General features: G+C 69.7%; 15 protein-coding genes. 4 read left to right on the forward strand and 11 right to left on the reverse strand.

Features of this window, described 5'->3' with window-relative positions:
• Positions 1–59: 59 nt before the first annotated feature.
• From AC07YS_RS29015 to AC07YS_RS29030, 4 genes are all read right to left on the reverse strand, one after another.
• Positions 60–773 (reverse strand): response regulator transcription factor, encoded by a 714-nt coding sequence (locus tag AC07YS_RS29015; protein ID WP_062474925.1) that lies wholly within the window; start codon positions 771–773, stop codon positions 60–62.
• A gap of 113 nt (positions 774–886) precedes the next feature.
• The gene (locus AC07YS_RS29020; RefSeq protein ID WP_495267624.1) at positions 887–1699 is read right to left on the reverse strand and encodes an SDR family NAD(P)-dependent oxidoreductase; all 813 of its coding nucleotides are present in this window, start codon (positions 1697–1699) and stop codon (positions 887–889) included.
• Between the two features lie 100 nt (positions 1700–1799).
• Positions 1800–2180 carry a YciI family protein gene (locus AC07YS_RS29025; RefSeq protein WP_070062632.1) on the reverse strand — a complete coding sequence of 127 codons (381 nt, stop codon included), beginning with the start codon at positions 2178–2180 and terminating at the stop codon, positions 1800–1802.
• Complete coding sequence (locus tag AC07YS_RS29030) at positions 2162–3460, reverse strand: RNA polymerase sigma factor (RefSeq protein WP_495267623.1); 1299 nt, start codon at positions 3458–3460, stop codon at positions 2162–2164. Before AC07YS_RS29030 ends, AC07YS_RS29025 begins: the two co-directional genes overlap by 19 nt.
• A gap of 112 nt (positions 3461–3572) precedes the next feature.
• On the opposite strand from AC07YS_RS29030, the gene AC07YS_RS29035 reads away from it, so the two are divergent.
• Positions 3573–4085 carry an MOSC domain-containing protein gene (locus AC07YS_RS29035; protein WP_495267622.1) on the forward strand — a complete coding sequence of 171 codons (513 nt, stop codon included), beginning with the start codon at positions 3573–3575 and terminating at the stop codon, positions 4083–4085.
• Positions 4086–4092: 7 nt separating this feature from the next.
• Here AC07YS_RS29035 and AC07YS_RS29040 read toward each other — a convergent pair whose 3' ends face one another.
• Genes AC07YS_RS29040 through mutS form a run of 3 tightly spaced genes read right to left on the reverse strand, consistent with a single transcriptional unit; the run spans position 4093 to position 8436 of the window.
• The gene (locus AC07YS_RS29040) at positions 4093–4899 is read right to left on the reverse strand and encodes an alpha/beta fold hydrolase (protein ID WP_175497143.1); all 807 of its coding nucleotides are present in this window, start codon (positions 4897–4899) and stop codon (positions 4093–4095) included.
• Positions 4900–4901: 2 nt separating this feature from the next.
• A complete protein-coding gene (locus AC07YS_RS29045; RefSeq protein WP_062474940.1) occupies positions 4902–5741 on the reverse strand; it encodes a proteasome-type protease in 840 nt (279 codons plus the stop codon).
• Positions 5742–5769: 28 nt separating this feature from the next.
• Positions 5770–8436 carry a DNA mismatch repair protein MutS gene (gene mutS / locus AC07YS_RS29050; protein ID WP_495267621.1) on the reverse strand — a complete coding sequence of 889 codons (2667 nt, stop codon included), beginning with the start codon at positions 8434–8436 and terminating at the stop codon, positions 5770–5772.
• A 253-nt stretch (positions 8437–8689) separates the two neighbouring features.
• Between mutS and AC07YS_RS29055 the strand changes: the two genes are divergently transcribed.
• The 3 genes from AC07YS_RS29055 (at position 8690) to corA (ending at position 10613) form a co-directional block, all read left to right on the forward strand.
• Positions 8690–8884: a polysaccharide deacetylase gene (locus AC07YS_RS29055; protein ID WP_495267620.1), complete on the forward strand. Its 195-nt coding sequence runs from the start codon at positions 8690–8692 to the stop codon at positions 8882–8884.
• Between the two features lie 142 nt (positions 8885–9026).
• On the forward strand, positions 9027–9596 hold the full coding sequence (locus AC07YS_RS29060) for a hypothetical protein (protein WP_495267619.1): 570 nt from the start codon (positions 9027–9029) through the stop codon (positions 9594–9596).
• A gap of 33 nt (positions 9597–9629) precedes the next feature.
• Positions 9630–10613: a magnesium/cobalt transporter CorA gene (gene corA, locus AC07YS_RS29065; RefSeq protein ID WP_095746134.1), complete on the forward strand. Its 984-nt coding sequence runs from the start codon at positions 9630–9632 to the stop codon at positions 10611–10613.
• 43 nt (positions 10614–10656) lie between these two features.
• Here the strand turns inward: corA and AC07YS_RS29070 are convergent, their stop codons facing one another.
• From AC07YS_RS29070 to AC07YS_RS29085, 4 genes are all read right to left on the reverse strand, one after another.
• Positions 10657–11499, reverse strand: a complete 843-nt coding sequence (locus AC07YS_RS29070) for a siderophore-interacting protein (protein WP_495267618.1) — start codon at positions 11497–11499, stop codon at positions 10657–10659.
• A gap of 11 nt (positions 11500–11510) precedes the next feature.
• Entirely contained in the window at positions 11511–12098 is a 588-nt protein-coding gene (locus tag AC07YS_RS29075; RefSeq protein ID WP_062474958.1) for a PadR family transcriptional regulator, read from the reverse strand.
• Between the two features lie 119 nt (positions 12099–12217).
• Positions 12218–14530, reverse strand: a complete 2313-nt coding sequence (locus tag AC07YS_RS29080; RefSeq protein WP_495267617.1) for a sensor histidine kinase — start codon at positions 14528–14530, stop codon at positions 12218–12220.
• Between the two features lie 15 nt (positions 14531–14545).
• Positions 14546–14942, reverse strand: a 397-nt coding sequence (locus AC07YS_RS29085; protein WP_495275749.1) for a helix-turn-helix domain-containing protein, incomplete at its 5' end; no start/stop codon positions are given.

Consider the following 14942-nt stretch of genomic DNA (forward strand, 5'->3'; position numbering starts at 1 on the left):
TGCGCTGCCCGTCGAGAGCAGCAGCCACAGGGCCCACATCACGAGGCCCGCGAAGACCGTCAGCGCAGCAAGCCCTGCCTTCGGCCCTGGTAGACCGCCTCGGTGCGCGAGTTGACGGCCAGCTTGCGGTAGATGTTCTTGGTGTGGCATTCCACGGTCAGTCTGGAGATCGACAGCGCCTCCGCCATGTCGCGGTTGCTCATCCCTTGCGACACGAGCTCGAGGATTTTGCGCTCGCGCGGCGTCAGCATGACGGGCGTGGTGGCGGGCGTCAGCGACGGGTCGTCGGGCGGCGAGGGCAGGCCGGGCAGCTGGGTCGCGACCCAGCCGAGGATGCGGCGGGCGATGGCCGGGTCGATCGGCGCGCCGCCTTGCTCGATGCTGCGCAGCGCGATGCTGAGCTCGAGGTCGTCGCGTTCCTTCAGCAGGTAGCCGATGGCGCCGGCGCGCAGCGCCGCGAAGATCACGGCCTCGGTGCGCCAGGCCGAGATCACCACGGCGGGCACCAGCCGGTGGTGCACGTGCATCCACTCGATCAGGTCGACGCCGCTGCCGTCGGGCAGGCCGATGTCGATCAGCGCCACACCGAAATGCTGCTGCTCCAGCAGCGAGCGGGCCGAGGTCAGGCTGTCGGCCCAGGCGATCTGGGGCTCGTCGCATCCGAGTGTCGACAGCACGTACGCCAGGCGCTCGCGCATGGCCGGATCGTCTTCGACCACCAGCGCGGGGCTCAGCGAGACCACTTCAACGTCTTCCAGGAGAGGGGCAGACATAGGACGACATTTTTGAGCCGTGGTGTACGTGGTGCAACGTTTTTTCTTAAATGAAACGACTGTTTCTAAAGTTCCTATTTGTATCTTGATGTTAATTCAAAGCGACCACAACCCTAATCGAGGATGACCCCTCCGCTCAGGTTGACTATTGCCCCGGTCATGGCCCCGGCCAGCGGCGAGGCCAGGAACACTGCGGTGCCCGCGAGCTGGTCCAGCGAGGGCAGGCGTTCGACCAGCAGCCCCTCGGGCCGCGCGGCCAGCATCTGCTCGACCGTGAGGCCCATGCGCTCGGCCGCCGGGCGAAACACCTCGCCGCTGTGCGAGCCCGCGGCCACCGCCTCGGGAATCGCGTGCGAGCGGATGCAGGCCGTGCGGATGCGAAAGACCGCCAGCTCGCCCGCCATGTGACGCGCGAGCCCCTCCACGCCGGCGCAGGCCACGGCATGTCCGAGGTACCCGGGGCCGGGTAGGCGCGAGGCGGGCGTCGACACCGACAGGATCACGCCGCCGCCGCGCGCCGCCATGTGCGGCGCCACGGCCTTGGCGGTGAGGAAGTTGCTGCGCGTGTAGGCGTGGATGGGGAGGAAGAAGTCCTCCAGCGACAACTCGGCCAGCGGCCGGCCCTGCACGTGGAAGATGCCGACCGCGTTGAACGCGAGGTCGATGCCGCCGACTTGCTCGGCGACCTCGGCCGCGTGGCGCAGCATCGCGGCTTCGTCCAGCGCGTCGACCACCGCGGCCTGTGCGCGGCCGCCGGCTTGGGTGATGTCTCGCACCACCGCATCGAGCTTGTCGCGGCTGCGGCCGGTGACGAACACGCGGGCGCCTTCGCGTGCAAAGGCACGGGCGACGGCGCCGCCGAGGGCACCGCTGCCGCCGTGGATCACGGCGCAGCGGTCTTTCAAAGAGGGGACATTCGAGGGCATGGACGTTTCTCCTTGGCGTGAGTGGCGACCCGCGACATGCGGGCGCTCGTTCCAAGGACGGCGCAGGCCCAGCTGATCCGACAGCGCAGTGGAGTTTTTTTCAGACCTGCGGGATGCGCGGCGCAATCACGCCCGGGTCGTACCAGGTCACCGGGCGGATCTCGAACACGCCGCCCTCGAAGTCCAGCCGCCGCGCCGCATGCCGCGCGTCTTCGAGTGACTCGCACTCGACGATGTAGATGCCCATCAGCTGCTCCTTCGTCTCGGCGAACGGCCCGTCGGTCACCAGCGGGTGCGCGGCGCCGGCGTGCCGCACGGTGGTGGCGGTGTCGGGCATCAGGCGCAGCACGGTGCCGAGCCGGCCGGCAGCCTGCAGCTCGTCGCGCAGGTCGGTGTGGCGCTCGAGCATCTCGTCTTCGACCTCGGGCGCCCAGCCGGCCGCCGCAGCTTCGGAACCGTAGATCAGGATGGAATAGAGCATCGTGCGTCCTTTGCTTGAAGGGAGTCGGAAGAGGTGCCCGCGCCGAGACGGTCGAGCAGCAGGCGGATGTGCGCGGCTTCGGCGGCGGTGCGGGCCAGTGCGAGCGCGTCGGCAAAGGCGCGGCGCGCTTCGTCGGCGCGGCCCAGCTGCATCAGCAGCCCGCCGCGCAGGCCGTGGAAGTGGAAGTACGCCGACAGCGGAACCGCCAGCGTGTCGACCATCGCCAATGCCGCTTCGGGCCCGCGCACCTTGGCCACGGCCACTGCGCGGTTGAGCGTGACCACGGGCGAGGGCTGCAGCTTTTCGAGCCCGGCGTAGAGCCGGTCGATCTCAGCCCAGTCGGTGTCGGCCGCGCGCGCAGCCCGCGCGTGCGTGGCCGCGATGGCCGCCTGCAGCTGGTACGGCCCGACGCGGCGCTGGCGCAGCGCGGCGTCGAGCAGCGCCAGGCCTTCGTCGATCGCCGCGCGGTGCCAGCGCGTGCGGTCCTGGTCTTCGAGCAGCACGACCATGCCGGCCGCGTCGAGCCGCGCATCGGCGCGCGCGTGCTGCAACAGCAGCAGGGCGCACAGGCCGGCGGTCTCGGGCGCGTCGGGGAACAGGTCGCACAGCAGGCGCGCGAGGCGGATCGCCTCTTCGCACAGCGCCACGCGCACATGGGCCGTGCCGCCGCTGGCCGCATAGCCTTCGTTGAACAGCAGGTAGACCACCGCGCCCACGGCCGTCAGCCGCTCGCCGCGCTCGCGCGCGCCGGGCGCATCGAAGGGCAGGCCGGCCGCGGCCACGCGCTGCTTGGCGCGCGTGATGCGCTGCTCCATCGCACGCTCGCCGACCAGGAAGGCGCGCGCGATCTCCGGCACCGACAGCCCCGAGACGATGCGCAGCGCCAGTGCGATCTGCTGCGCGAGCGGCAACGCGGGGTGGCAGCAGACGAACAGCAGGCGCAGCACGTCGTCGCGGTAGTGCGACTGGTCGAGCTGTTCGGCGAGATCGGGGTCGAGGGTCGCGTCCGCGTCGCCGTCGTCCTCTTCGGGCAGCGGATCGTGCCGGTCGCGCCGCCGCAGCTCGTCGAGCGCCGCGTTGCGCCCCACGAGGATCAGCCACGCCAGCGGATCGTCGGGCGGGCCGTGCTCGGGCCAGTGCCGCAGCGCGCGCAGGCTGGCTTCCTGGAAGCCTTCCTCGGCCGTGTCCAGGTCGCGGAAGTAGCGCAGCAGCGCCGCCACCGCGCGCGGACGCGCAGCGGTCAGTGTGGTGGCGATCCAGCTCAGCTCGGTGGTGGTCATCGTCGGCGCGGTGCGTGTCGCTTCGAAGAAGGTCGGTTCAACCCCAAGGACGCGCCAGTATGCGGCGGGCCGACAGCGGTGCGCAAAAAAGTCCGCGTGGACAATGCGGCGCATGTCCGACCTCCACGCTCTGACCCGGCAGTTTCCGCATCCCGGCCGGCTCGATGCCATCCTGCTGCGCCCCGCGCGGCGCACGCCGGTTCAATCGGTGAACGAGGTGCTGGCGATCGAAGCGCTGGGCCTGGCCGACGACCGCAGCAGCGCCGGGCGTGGCGGTGGCAAGCGGCAGGTCACATTGATGCAGGCGGAGCACCTGCCGGTCATCGCGGCGCTCGCGCAGCGCATGGAGGGTGTCGACGCCGGCCTGCTGCGCCGCAACCTCGTCGTGTCGGGCCTCAACCTGCTGGCGGCGCGCTCGCTGTTTCGCGACCAGCCGCTGGTGCTGGCGCTCGGGTCCGAGGTGCTGCTGGAGATCACCGGGCCTTGCGAGCCCTGCTCGCGCATGGAAGAACTGCTCGGTGCCGGGGGCTACAACGCCATGCGCGGGCATGGCGGCGTGACGGCGCGGGTGCTGCGTGGCGGTGTGCTGCGCGTCGGCGACGTGGTCGCCTGCCGCACCGCCTGAACACCACCTACATCAGGTTGCGCAGCGAGGCCTCGATGGCCGCCGCCGTGGCCAGCGGCTTTTCCATCGGGAACAGGTGGCTGCCGTCGAGCATCGTGATGCGGCCCTTGGTGACCTGCTCGGTCATCGCCATGCCCACCTGCTTCATCTCGACCGACTGGCGCCCGCCGATGAAAGCCACCTTGCACTTGAGCGGGTGGCGGCGCAGCAGCCCGCCCAGCGTGTGGGGCAGGGTGTTGTAGATGGCGGTTTCCACGTCGCGGTCGAAGCTCAGCGAGCGCGTGTCTTCGCTGTCGAAGGTGCCGTGGTCGATGTAGTCGTGCAGCACCTGCTCGTCCCACTTCGCGAAGGCCTTCTTGCTGCGGAAGTGCTCGAACACCGCCTCGCGGTGCTCCCAGCTGTTCTTGCGCTTGCGGCTCACGGCGCCGGGCGAAATGCTCTTCATGAGCGGCGTGCGCTTGACCACGTTGAGCGTGTTCGCGCGCCAGCCGCCGAGGATCGGCGAGTCGATCAGCAGCACGCCGCGCGCCAGCTCGGGGTGGCGCGCCGCGCACATCAGGCTCAGGAAGCCGCCCAGCGAATGGCCGATGAGGAACACCGGGCCGCCCGCGCGGTCGGCGCGCAGCTTGGCGAAATCGGCCAGCTGCTGCACCAGGTGCGGCCAGTTGTCGGTGACGGGGTACTTCGGGTCGTGCCCGAATTTCTCGATGGCGTCGACCTCGAAGCCCCGGTTGCGAAGGCTGTCGAGAACGACGCGGTAGGTGCTCGCCGGAAAGCTGTTGCCGTGCGAAAAGATGACAGGAGGCACGGACAGATTCAGATGAGCTTTTCGTCGGGAGTCGAGATTTTCCGCAGCGGGCTGTGACGCGTGGCCGGCATCCGCAGCGGGTGTTCGGTGGCGCTGTCGTCCCACACCGGGTCTTCGATGCTGTCGAACACCTCGCGCAGCTTCTGGCCCCAGCTGTTGTGCATCATGCGGTAGTAGGGGTTGTCCGCGTCGATGCAGATCACGCGGTCGGTCTCGAGCTTGTTGGCCTCGTACACCACGAGGTCCAGCGGCAGGCCCACAGACAGGTTCGACTTCATGGTCGAGTCCATCGACACCAGCGCGCACTTGGCGGCTTCGTCCAGCGGCGTCTCGGGCGTGAGCACGCGGTCGAGCACGGGCTTGCCGTACTTCGACTCGCCGACCTGGAAGTAGGGCGTTTCGGTGGTGGCTTCGATGAAGTTGCCGGCCGCGTAGACCAAAAAGAGGCGCATGCCTTCGCCCTTGACCTGCCCGCCGAAGATGAACGACACGTTGAAGTCCAGCCCCGCATGCTTGAGTGCTTCGGCGTCGCGGTCGTACACATGGCGCACGGCCGAGCCCAGCACGCGCGCGGCGTCGAACATGCTCTTGGCGTTCCAGATGGTGATGGGTTCGCCCTGCGTGCCGTCTTCGCGCGTTTCGCGCAGCTCTTCGATCTGCAAAATTTCGCGCACCGACTGCGAGATGCTCAGGTTGCCCGACGACAGCAGCACCATGACGCGGTCGCCCGGCTGCTCGTAGACGATCATCTTGCGGAAGGTGCTGATGTGGTCGACCCCCGCGTTCGTGCGCGAGTCGGAGAGAAACACCAGGCCGGCGTTGAGTTTGATGCCTACGCAATAAGTCATGGGTTCGCCTTGCAGGAACTGGGCCCGCTCATGCGGTACTGCGTTCACGTGCGTTCAGTTTCTGGAGGGCATAGAGCGCGTCGAGGGCTTCGCGCGGGCTCATGGTGTCCGGGTCGAGGGCAGCCAGCGCGGATTCTACGGCGCTGGCCATGGGGGTTTCGGTGGCCGGCGGCGGCGCGAACAGGTCGACCTGCGCACGCGTTTGCGCATGCTGCGATTCGAGCGCATCGAGCGCCTGCCGCGCGTGGTTGACCACCGCCGCGGGCATGCCCGCGAGGCGCGCCACCTGGATGCCGTAGCTCTTGCTGGCCGGGCCCGGCTGCATCTCGTGCAGGAACACGATGTCGCGGCCCGACTCGGTCGCGCTCACGTGCATGTTCACCGCGCCGTGGTGCGTGGCCGGAAACTCGGTGAGCTCGAAGTAGTGCGTGGCAAACAGCGTGAAGGCCTTGCTGCGGTCGTGCAGCTGCGCCGCGATGCCGGCCGCCAGCGCCAGGCCGTCGAAGGTGCTGGTGCCGCGGCCGATCTCGTCCATCAGCACCAGCGACTGCGCCGTGGCGCTGTGCAGGATTTGCGCGGCCTCGGTCATCTCGAGCATGAAGGTCGACTGCGCGTTGGCCAGGTCGTCGGCCGCGCCGATGCGCGTGTGAATGGCATCGATCGGCCCGAGCCGGCAGGCCGTGGCCGGCACGTGCGAGCCGATGGAGGCCAGCAGCACCACGATCGCCACCTGCCGCATGTAGGTCGACTTACCGCCCATGTTCGGGCCGGTGATGATCTGCATGCGCTGCTGCGGGCCCATCTGCGTGTCGTTGGCGATGAAGCCGCCCGACGACTTCTCGGCCAGCCGCGCCTCCACCACCGGGTGGCGGCCCTGCTGGATCTCGATGCACGGGTGCGACACGAAGGTCGGTGCGCGCCAGTTCAGCGTGTGCGAGCGCTCGGCCAGCGCGCACAGCGCGTCGAGCGCGGCGATGCCGCCGGCCAGCTGCGTGAGCGCGGGCACCGAGGGCTGCAGCGCGTCGAGCAGCTGCTCGTACAGCCACTTCTCGCGCGCCAGTGCGCGGTCTTGCGCGCTCAGCGCCTTGTCTTCGAAGGCCTTCAGCTCGGGCGTGATGAAGCGCTCGGCGTTCTTCAGCGTCTGGCGGCGGCGGTAGTTGTCGGGCACCTTCGAGAGCGCGCTTTGCGTCACCTCGATGTAGAAGCCGTGCACGCGGTTGAACTGCACGCGCAGGTTGCTGATGCCGGTGCGCTCGCGTTCGCTGATCTCGAGCTTGAGCAAGAAGTCGTCGCAGTTCTCACTGATCTCGCGCAGCTCGTCGAGCTCGGCGTCGTGGCCGGTGGCGATCACGCCGCCGTCGCGCACCAGCGCCGACGGATCGGGCTTGATCGCGCGCACCAGCAGGTCGGCGCAGCCCGGCGGCGGTGCCAGGCGTTCGATGATCTGCGCCAGCAGCGCGGCGGCGCCCGGCAGCAACGGCGCCAGTTGCTCGGCCTTCGCCAGCGCGAGCTGCAGCGCCACCAGTTCGCGCGGGCGCACCTGGCGCAGCGCGATGCGCGCCGCGATGCGTTCCACGTCGCTGGTGTTCTTCAGCTGCTCGCGCAGCGTGCGCCAGGGCGCGGCCGTGGCGCCGGGCCCGGGGGACTGCAGCGCACCGATGGCGTCGAGCCGGCCCTGGGCTTCGCTGCGGTCACGGCGCGGCGAGAGCAGCCAGCGCTTGAGCAAGCGGCTGCCCATGCCCGTCATGCAGGTGTCGAGCAGCGAGAACATCGTGGGCGCGTCTTCGCCGCGCAGCGTCTGCACCAGCTCCAGGTTGCGGCGCGTGGTGGGCGGCAGCTCGATCAGGTCGCCGTCGCGTTCCACCGACAGCCGCTGCACGTGCGACAGCGCGCGGCCCTGCGTGTGCTCGGCATAGCCCAGCAGCGCGGCGGCGGCGGCGTGCGCATTGCCCAGCGATTCGGCGTTCCATGCCGCGAGGCTGTGGCTGCCCATCTGCTCACTGAGCTTGCGCTCGCCCAGGCCGGGGTCGAACTGCCAGGCCGGACGCAACGACAGCGTGAACGGCACGGCCGCGCGCGCGGCCTTCAGGCGCTGCTCGAAGGCGGGCGTGACCTCGGCGCTGTACAGCAGCTCGCTCGGCGCGATGCGCGCGATCCAGGCTTCGAGCGCATCGGCCGGGCACTCGGCCAGACGCAGCTCGGCACCCGTCACGCTGAGCCAGGCCAGGCCGCAGAAGTTGCGCGTGCCCGCATGTACGGCGAGCAGCAGCGAATCGCTCTTGTCGTTGAGCAGTTCCGAGTCGGTCAGCGTGCCGGGCGTGACCACCCGCACCACCTTGCGCTCGACCGGCCCCTTGCTGGCACCGACCTCGCCCACCTGCTCGCAGATGGCGACCGATTCGCCCAGCTTGATGAGCCGCGCCAGGTAGGTGTCGACCGAGTGGAAGGGCACGCCGCACATCAGCACCGGCTGCCCGGCCGACTGGCCGCGCTGGGTGAGCGTGATGTCGAGCAGGCGCGAGGCCTTTTCGGCGTCGGCCCAGAACAGTTCGTAGAAATCGCCCATCCGGTAGAACAGCAGAGTGTCCGGATGGTCGGCCTTGAGGCCTAAGTACTGCGCCATCATCGGCGTGTGCCCGGCGAAATCGCCAGCCGAGGGGGCTTGATCTTTGGTGCTTTTCACCGGTAAGGTCATTGAATCCGTGGAGAAGAAAAGAGGGTGCGCGCTGCGCATCCCGGGGATCGGGTCATTATCGGGGACGGCCATCGGCGTGCGCGCCGGCCTCCCCGCACCGGCATCCCCGCCGCGTCCACTTTGGCCGCATTCCCCTGAATCCAGACAGCTCCCCCGCGCGTAGTCATGCGCATGCGCATGACTACGCGGGCGCACGCGACCTTCATCGATGGAGACCCCAGTGAGCTACGAGGACATCCGGAAACGATTTCATGTGCCTGCCCGCAAGGGCGCCAGGGTGCTGGTGCACGGGCAGCCCGGCACCGTGACCACCGTGCGGGGGCTCACGCTGCGCGTGCGGCTGGACGGCATGAGCTGGTCGCGGCCGTACCTGCCGGACGAGCTGCAATGGCTGCCGGCCCCGGCGCCCGAGCCACCGGGGCAGGGGCAGGGCGGCCCCGAGCACTGACGCGGCCGGGCGCGGGCGGCGGCCCGCATCGCCCCTCCTAAAATCCCTCGGCGCAAACCCCGCGTGAAGAACAAAGGCGCCCATGGCCCCGTCGGATGAAATCAAAGGCCCTGCAGCGGACGCGCTCCCGGACACCGCCACCTTGCCCGCTGACCTCGCGGCGCTGTACCTGTGCATGTCGCCGGCCCAGCTGGCGGACCTGCGCAAGTCGAAACGGCCCGAAGGGCGCCCGGGCACGGGCAACACCGGCCCGTCCATCATCCGGCCCGTGGAAGGCACAGGCGGCGCCAAGGACCCGGCGCTCTACCAGCTCGGCACGCTGCGCGACTTTGCCAAGGCAAACGCCGCCCCCTCGGCCTTCGACACCGCGCTGAACACCGGCCTGCCGGGCTGGTTCGGCGCCAAGCTGCCTTTCTTTGCCGAGCGCGAGCCCCGCATCAAGCGCGGCAAGCGCGTGCTCATCGGCGGCGCCTGGGACCGGGCCGATCCGCTGCGCGAACAGCGCTTCGTCGCGCTGGCCAAGGGCCGCATCCGCTTCACGTCGCTGACGTGTGCCGAAGCCGCGGCGAGCCTGTGGGCCGACGTGGCCAGCCACCGCGCATTCGCCGACAAGGGCCTGGCCCTGCTCGCGCGCGAGACGCAGGCCATCGAGGCCTCGCTGGCCGACACGGCCCGCCTGGCCGCGACCGCACCGACCGATGCGGCGGCCTGACCTCCCTTCAAGTTCGACGATGGAAGTGCTCCGATGCTGATCAACTGCGTGGCCTATGAAAACGGCGCCAAGCTCGCCGACATTCCCGTCGAGGACATCAGCGACTACATCTCCCGCGCCGGCTGCTTCGTCTGGGTGGCGCTGAGCGACGCCACGCCCGAAGAGCTGGCGCAGATGCAGGACGAGTTCGACCTGCACCCGCTGGCCGTCGAAGACGCCCAGCACGGCCACCAGCGGCCCAAGGTGGAGGAGTACGGCGACTCGCTGTTCGTCGTGATGCACCTGGTCGAGCCTTCGATCGAAGGCGAGAGCGGGCACAGCGTGAACGTGGGCGAGGTCAACGTGTTCGTCGGCCGCAACTACGTGCTGTCGGTGCGCAACCGCAGCCAGCAGGGCTTTCTGGGCGTGCGCGAGCGCTGCGAGCGCGAACCCGACCTGCTGCGCAACGGCGCGGGCTTCGTGCTCTATGCGCTGATGGACGCGGTGGTCGACCGCTACTTTCCGGTGATCGACGCGCTCGAAGTGGAACTCGAATCCATCGAGCAGCAGATCTTTGCCCAGGGCGGCGCGGCGCGCGACAAGATCAAGCAGCTGTACGACCTGAAGCGCCGCAGCCTCATCCTCAAGCGCGCGGTGGCGCCGCTGGTGGAGGCGGCGGGCAAGCTGCACGGCGGGCGCGTGCCGCAGATCTGCGTGGGCACGCAGGAGTACTTTCGCGACGTGGGCGACCACCTGGTGCGCATCAACGGCTCCATCGACGCGGTGCGCGACACCATCGCCACGGCGGTGCAGGTGAACCTCTCGATGGTCACCATCGAGGAGAGCGAAGTGACCAAGCGGCTCGCCGCCTGGGCCAGCATCTTCGCGGTGTGCACCGCCTTCGCGGGCATCTGGGGCATGAACTTCGAGCACATGCCCGAGCTGAAATTCCGCTATGGATACGCGATGGCGCTGGGGCTGATCGTCAGCACCTGCGGCTACCTCTACTACCGGTTCAAGCGCGTCGGCTGGCTCTAGCGCGAAGCCCGGCCCCGGGCTTCGCGACTGAATCGCGCTTTCCTTATTCGTCGTGCGTGTCGTGCGTCGCCACGGCACCGCGACGCCAGTAGCCCGACGCCCGAACCCACTTCGGGTTCGCGCCGCGCTCGCCCACGAGGTGCGCGCGCAGCGCCTTCGCGATCGCCGATTCGCAACCGACCCAGGCGTGGAAGTCGCCGGCTGGCAGCGTCATCGCTTTCAGCGTGTCGACCAGCACGGGGCTCAGTCCCGGCGCGGCGCCTTCGCGGTGCACCCAGCGCAGCGTGAGCTCGGCCTGCGTCTCCAAAGGAATCTCGTCGGCTGCGCTGTCGACTTCCGCCAGCACCACCACGCGCGCGCCGGCCGGCAGTTCGGCCAGGCGGCGCGAGATGGCGGGCAGGGCGGTGTCGTCGCCGATCAGCAGGTGCCAGTCGAATTCGGTCGACACGATGAACGAACCGCGCGGGCCGCCCACGCCGACGATGTCGCCGGGCTTGGCCTGCTCGGCCCACTGCGTGGCGGGGCCGGCGTCGTGCAGTGCGAAGTCGATCTCCAGCGTATTGGCTTGTGCGTCGTGGCGGCGCGGCGTGTAGTCGCGCATGGCGGGGCGTCCGCCCTCGGGCCACACGGGGCCGTCGGGGCCGGCGGTCGGCAGCGTGAGCTGGCCGGTGGTGGCATCGGGAAAGAACAGCTTCGCGTGGTCGTCGAAGCCGGGGCTGGTGAAGCCCTGGAGCGCGTCGCCGGTCAGCGTGATGCGGATCAGGTGCGGCGTCACGCGCTGCACGGTCTTCACCGTGAGTTGGCGAAAACGCAGTTCGTGGCGCACGCGGCGGGGCGTGCGGTCGGGCGTGTTGGAAGAAGGCGCAGTGGTGGTGAAGTCGATCATGTCAGGTTGGTTCAGATGCGTTCGAGCTGTTGTGCGGCGCTGTCGAGCACCGCGGCGAATTCGTGGGCTTGTTGTTCGGTGAGGGGGGCGCCGCCGAGGCGCAGGCGCATCGCGAGCTTGAGGTTCTCGATGGCGCGGGTGACTTGCGGGGGCCGTCCGGCGCGCGGGCCGGCGCCGTCCACGCCGCCTGCCATGCGGGCCATCATGGCGTCGGCCGTCTCGCGGTTGGCGGCCAGGAACTCCTGGCCGCTCGGCGTGATGCTGTAGCGCTTGCGGCCGCCGACGTCCGCGGTTTCCACGCTCAGGTAGCCCAGCTCTTCCAGCAGCGTGAGCGTGGGGTAGACCACGCCGGGGCTCGGCGCGTAGGTGCCGCCCAGGCGGTCTTCGATGGCCTTGATGAGCTCGTAGCCGTGCGAGGGCTTGTCGGCAATGAGCTGCAGCAGCACGAAGCGCAGCCCGCCGTGGCCGAACACCCGGCCCGCGCCGCCGCCGCGTCCGCCGCGCATCCCGCGGCCGCCGCCGGCCAGGCCGTCTTCGTGTTCGCCGCGCGGGGCGTGGCGGTGGTGATGGTGGTGCGGAGCGTGGTGAAGGTGGCGCATGGGGATGGTTTTCTTGAGTGGATCGAGACTATTCTAGATATATCGAAATAGAAAGCGAAAGCCCACCCATCAGGCGACCCTGCCGGTCGCATGGGTTCTGGCCGTGGGGCCCCTGCGAGCTACAGCGGGCGCAAAGGCGCCGCGCGCGCAATCAACCGGATCTGCTCGAAATCCAGCCGGTCCAGCGCCTGGCGAAGCGTCAGCACCATCGGCTGGCTGTGCGCCTCCGTGGCCAGCCGGTTCACCCACTCGTGCAGGTCGCTCCAGCGACCGTCGCGGGCGAGCACTTCGAGTTCGTCCTTCTGCGCCGGCGACAGCGGCGTCAACACCGGCAGCAGCCGGCCGCGCGCCCGGGGCCTGGCACGCGGGCGCGGCGCGGCGATGGGTTCCGATGGCGGCGGTGCAGGCGCGTCCGACGAAGGCGCCGGCTCGGTCGACAGCGAGAACACCACCCGCGTCCCCGCGCCCATGCCGCTGTGAATGGCGAGCCGCCCGCCCATCCGCTGCACGATGCGCTGCGCAATCACCAGCCCGAGCCCGCCGCCCGCCATGCTGGGCGCGTTGTCGGCCAGCAGGCGCGTCATGCGCTCGAGCGTGTCGGCGTCGATGCCCGTGCCGCTGTCGGTCACTTCGAAGTGCAGCTGCCACGCGCCGTCGCTCGGCTGTGCCTGCAAGCGCAGCCCGATGGCGCCGTTGCGCGTGAACCTGGCCGCGTTCGACAGCAGGTTCAGCACCACCTGCTGCAGCCGCTTGCCGTCCAGGCGGACCAGGGCCGGCAGTTCGCCGTCGATCGTCAGTTCGAAGCTGTTGTGCTGGCGCTGCGCGAGCGCGTGCGCGTACTGCGCGACGTTGTCGACCAGCGTGCGCAGCTGCACCGGCTGCGCCTCGACGGCCAGCGGCGCCAGCTCGCCCTTGGCGTAGTCGACCAGGTCATCGATCAGCTCCAGCTGGTAGGCCGCACTGCGTTCGATGGTGGCGAGCCGCGCGGGCGCGGGCGTGTCGCTGCCGTCCTGCATCAGCTTCAGGTTGCCCAGGATGGTGGCCACCGGCGCACGCAGGTCGTGGCTGATGTAGGCCAGCAGTTCCTTCTGTTCGCGCGTGCGCTGCTCGGCCTGGCCCAGCGCCTCGCTCAGGGCGCGGGTCTTGCGAACCACTTCTTCTTCGAGCCGCTGCTGCTCCTGCGCCTGCCACTGCAGCAGCGTCTGCTGCGCGGCGTTGCGCTGGCGCGTTTCCTGGAACGACCAGGCCGTGATCGCGAACGCGCCCACCAGCATGCCCGGGAACGCCAACGCATAGTGGTCGAAGTCGGACATTGAGCGCTCCGCGAACATCAGCGCCGACATGCGCATCAATGCGCCCACGCAGATCACGAGCATCACCATCAGCGACAGCCGCCCGCCCGGCCCGGCGCGCCGCTGGTAGATGAAGGTGCAGACGGTCAGCGCGAGCACGATCAGTGGCGCGTTCACGATGCCGATGGCCGCGAAGGTCGCATAGGGGCCGAACAAGGTGCCCAGCAGCACGACGATCTCGACGCCGGCCAGCACGAACAGCAGCGGGCGCCCGGGCACGCGCACCGGGCTCTGGCGGCCGCGCTCGTGAAAGTACAGCAGCAGGCACAGCGCCGTGGCCGCCACCATCACGCTGTGGCCGCGGTAGCTCCAGACGGTGCTGTCGGGCCACAGTGCGATGCGCGCATAGCCCCGGTAGGTGGCCTCGTACAGCGCCAGCAATGCAAAGCTCCCCGCCTGGAACGCGAGCATCGGCGCGCGCGAAATCCACCACAGCGCGGCCGAATACACCGCGAAGGCCAGCAGCCCGCCGATCAGCAGGCCGCTGAGCAGCGCATGGTTGCGTTCGATGTGATGCCACGCCTCGTCGGTGTGCAGCTCCAGCACCAGCTTGATCTGGCCCGTGCTCATGACGCGCGCCAGCACCTGCACCGACTCGCCCGGCTGCAGGTCGATCTGCAGCTGCGGAATGCGGTCGTGGCGGTGCGTGGCGTCCATCGGGTCGGACACGCCGGCCTGCGCGTGCGTCCATGCGGGTTGGCCATTGCGCGTGCGCAGCAGATGAAAGTCGACATGCCGCAGCCACGTCACGTTGAGCCCGAACCGCGCCGTGCGCACCTCCTGCGCATCGTTGACCAGCGACAGGCGCAGCCAGACCGCCGAGGTCGAGAACCCGCGCATCAGCTGGTCGGGCGTGGCGGGCACGAACCCGTTCGCACTGCCGCTGGGCAAGGCGAGCACCTCGCGCGCCGACAGGCGGGCCGTGGGGTCTGCGAACACCTCGACGGTCTGTTCGATGGCGACCTTGCCGCGGGCAAGTGCGCTGAACCTGACGGCTTCCGCCGCGCTGGCCGCGAAGCCCCACAGCCACAAGGCCAGGCCGAGCAGCAGACCGCTTGCCCACCAGGGGCGTGTGCGCACCGGATGCATCGCGCGTCAGGTGCCGGAACGTTCGACACCGGCCTGGCGACAGGCCGAGGGCGTGCAGTCGAAGTACTCGCGAAACGCCGTCGCGAAATTCGCGGCGCTCGAGAACCCCACCGCCGCGGCGATCTCTTCGATGCGCATGGCCGATTCGAGCAGCAGGCGCTGCGCCTCGTGCAGCCGCGCCTCGCGCACGAACTCGAACACCGTGCGGTTCGTCAGCTCCTTGAACACGCGCGACAGGCGCTTTTCGTGCGTGCCCACGCGCGCCGCCAACTCGCGCAGTGGCAGCACGCGGCTCAGGTCGGCCAATATCAGCCGCTCCGCCGCCTGCATGAGCGCGCGGTCCATGCCCGAGCCCGGCGCGCCGCCGTCGTTCGCGGCGGGGCTGTCGGGCGGGGGCGCCGGC

It is taken from the genome of Variovorax sp. GW458-11-26-14-LB1, assembly GCF_059423965.1.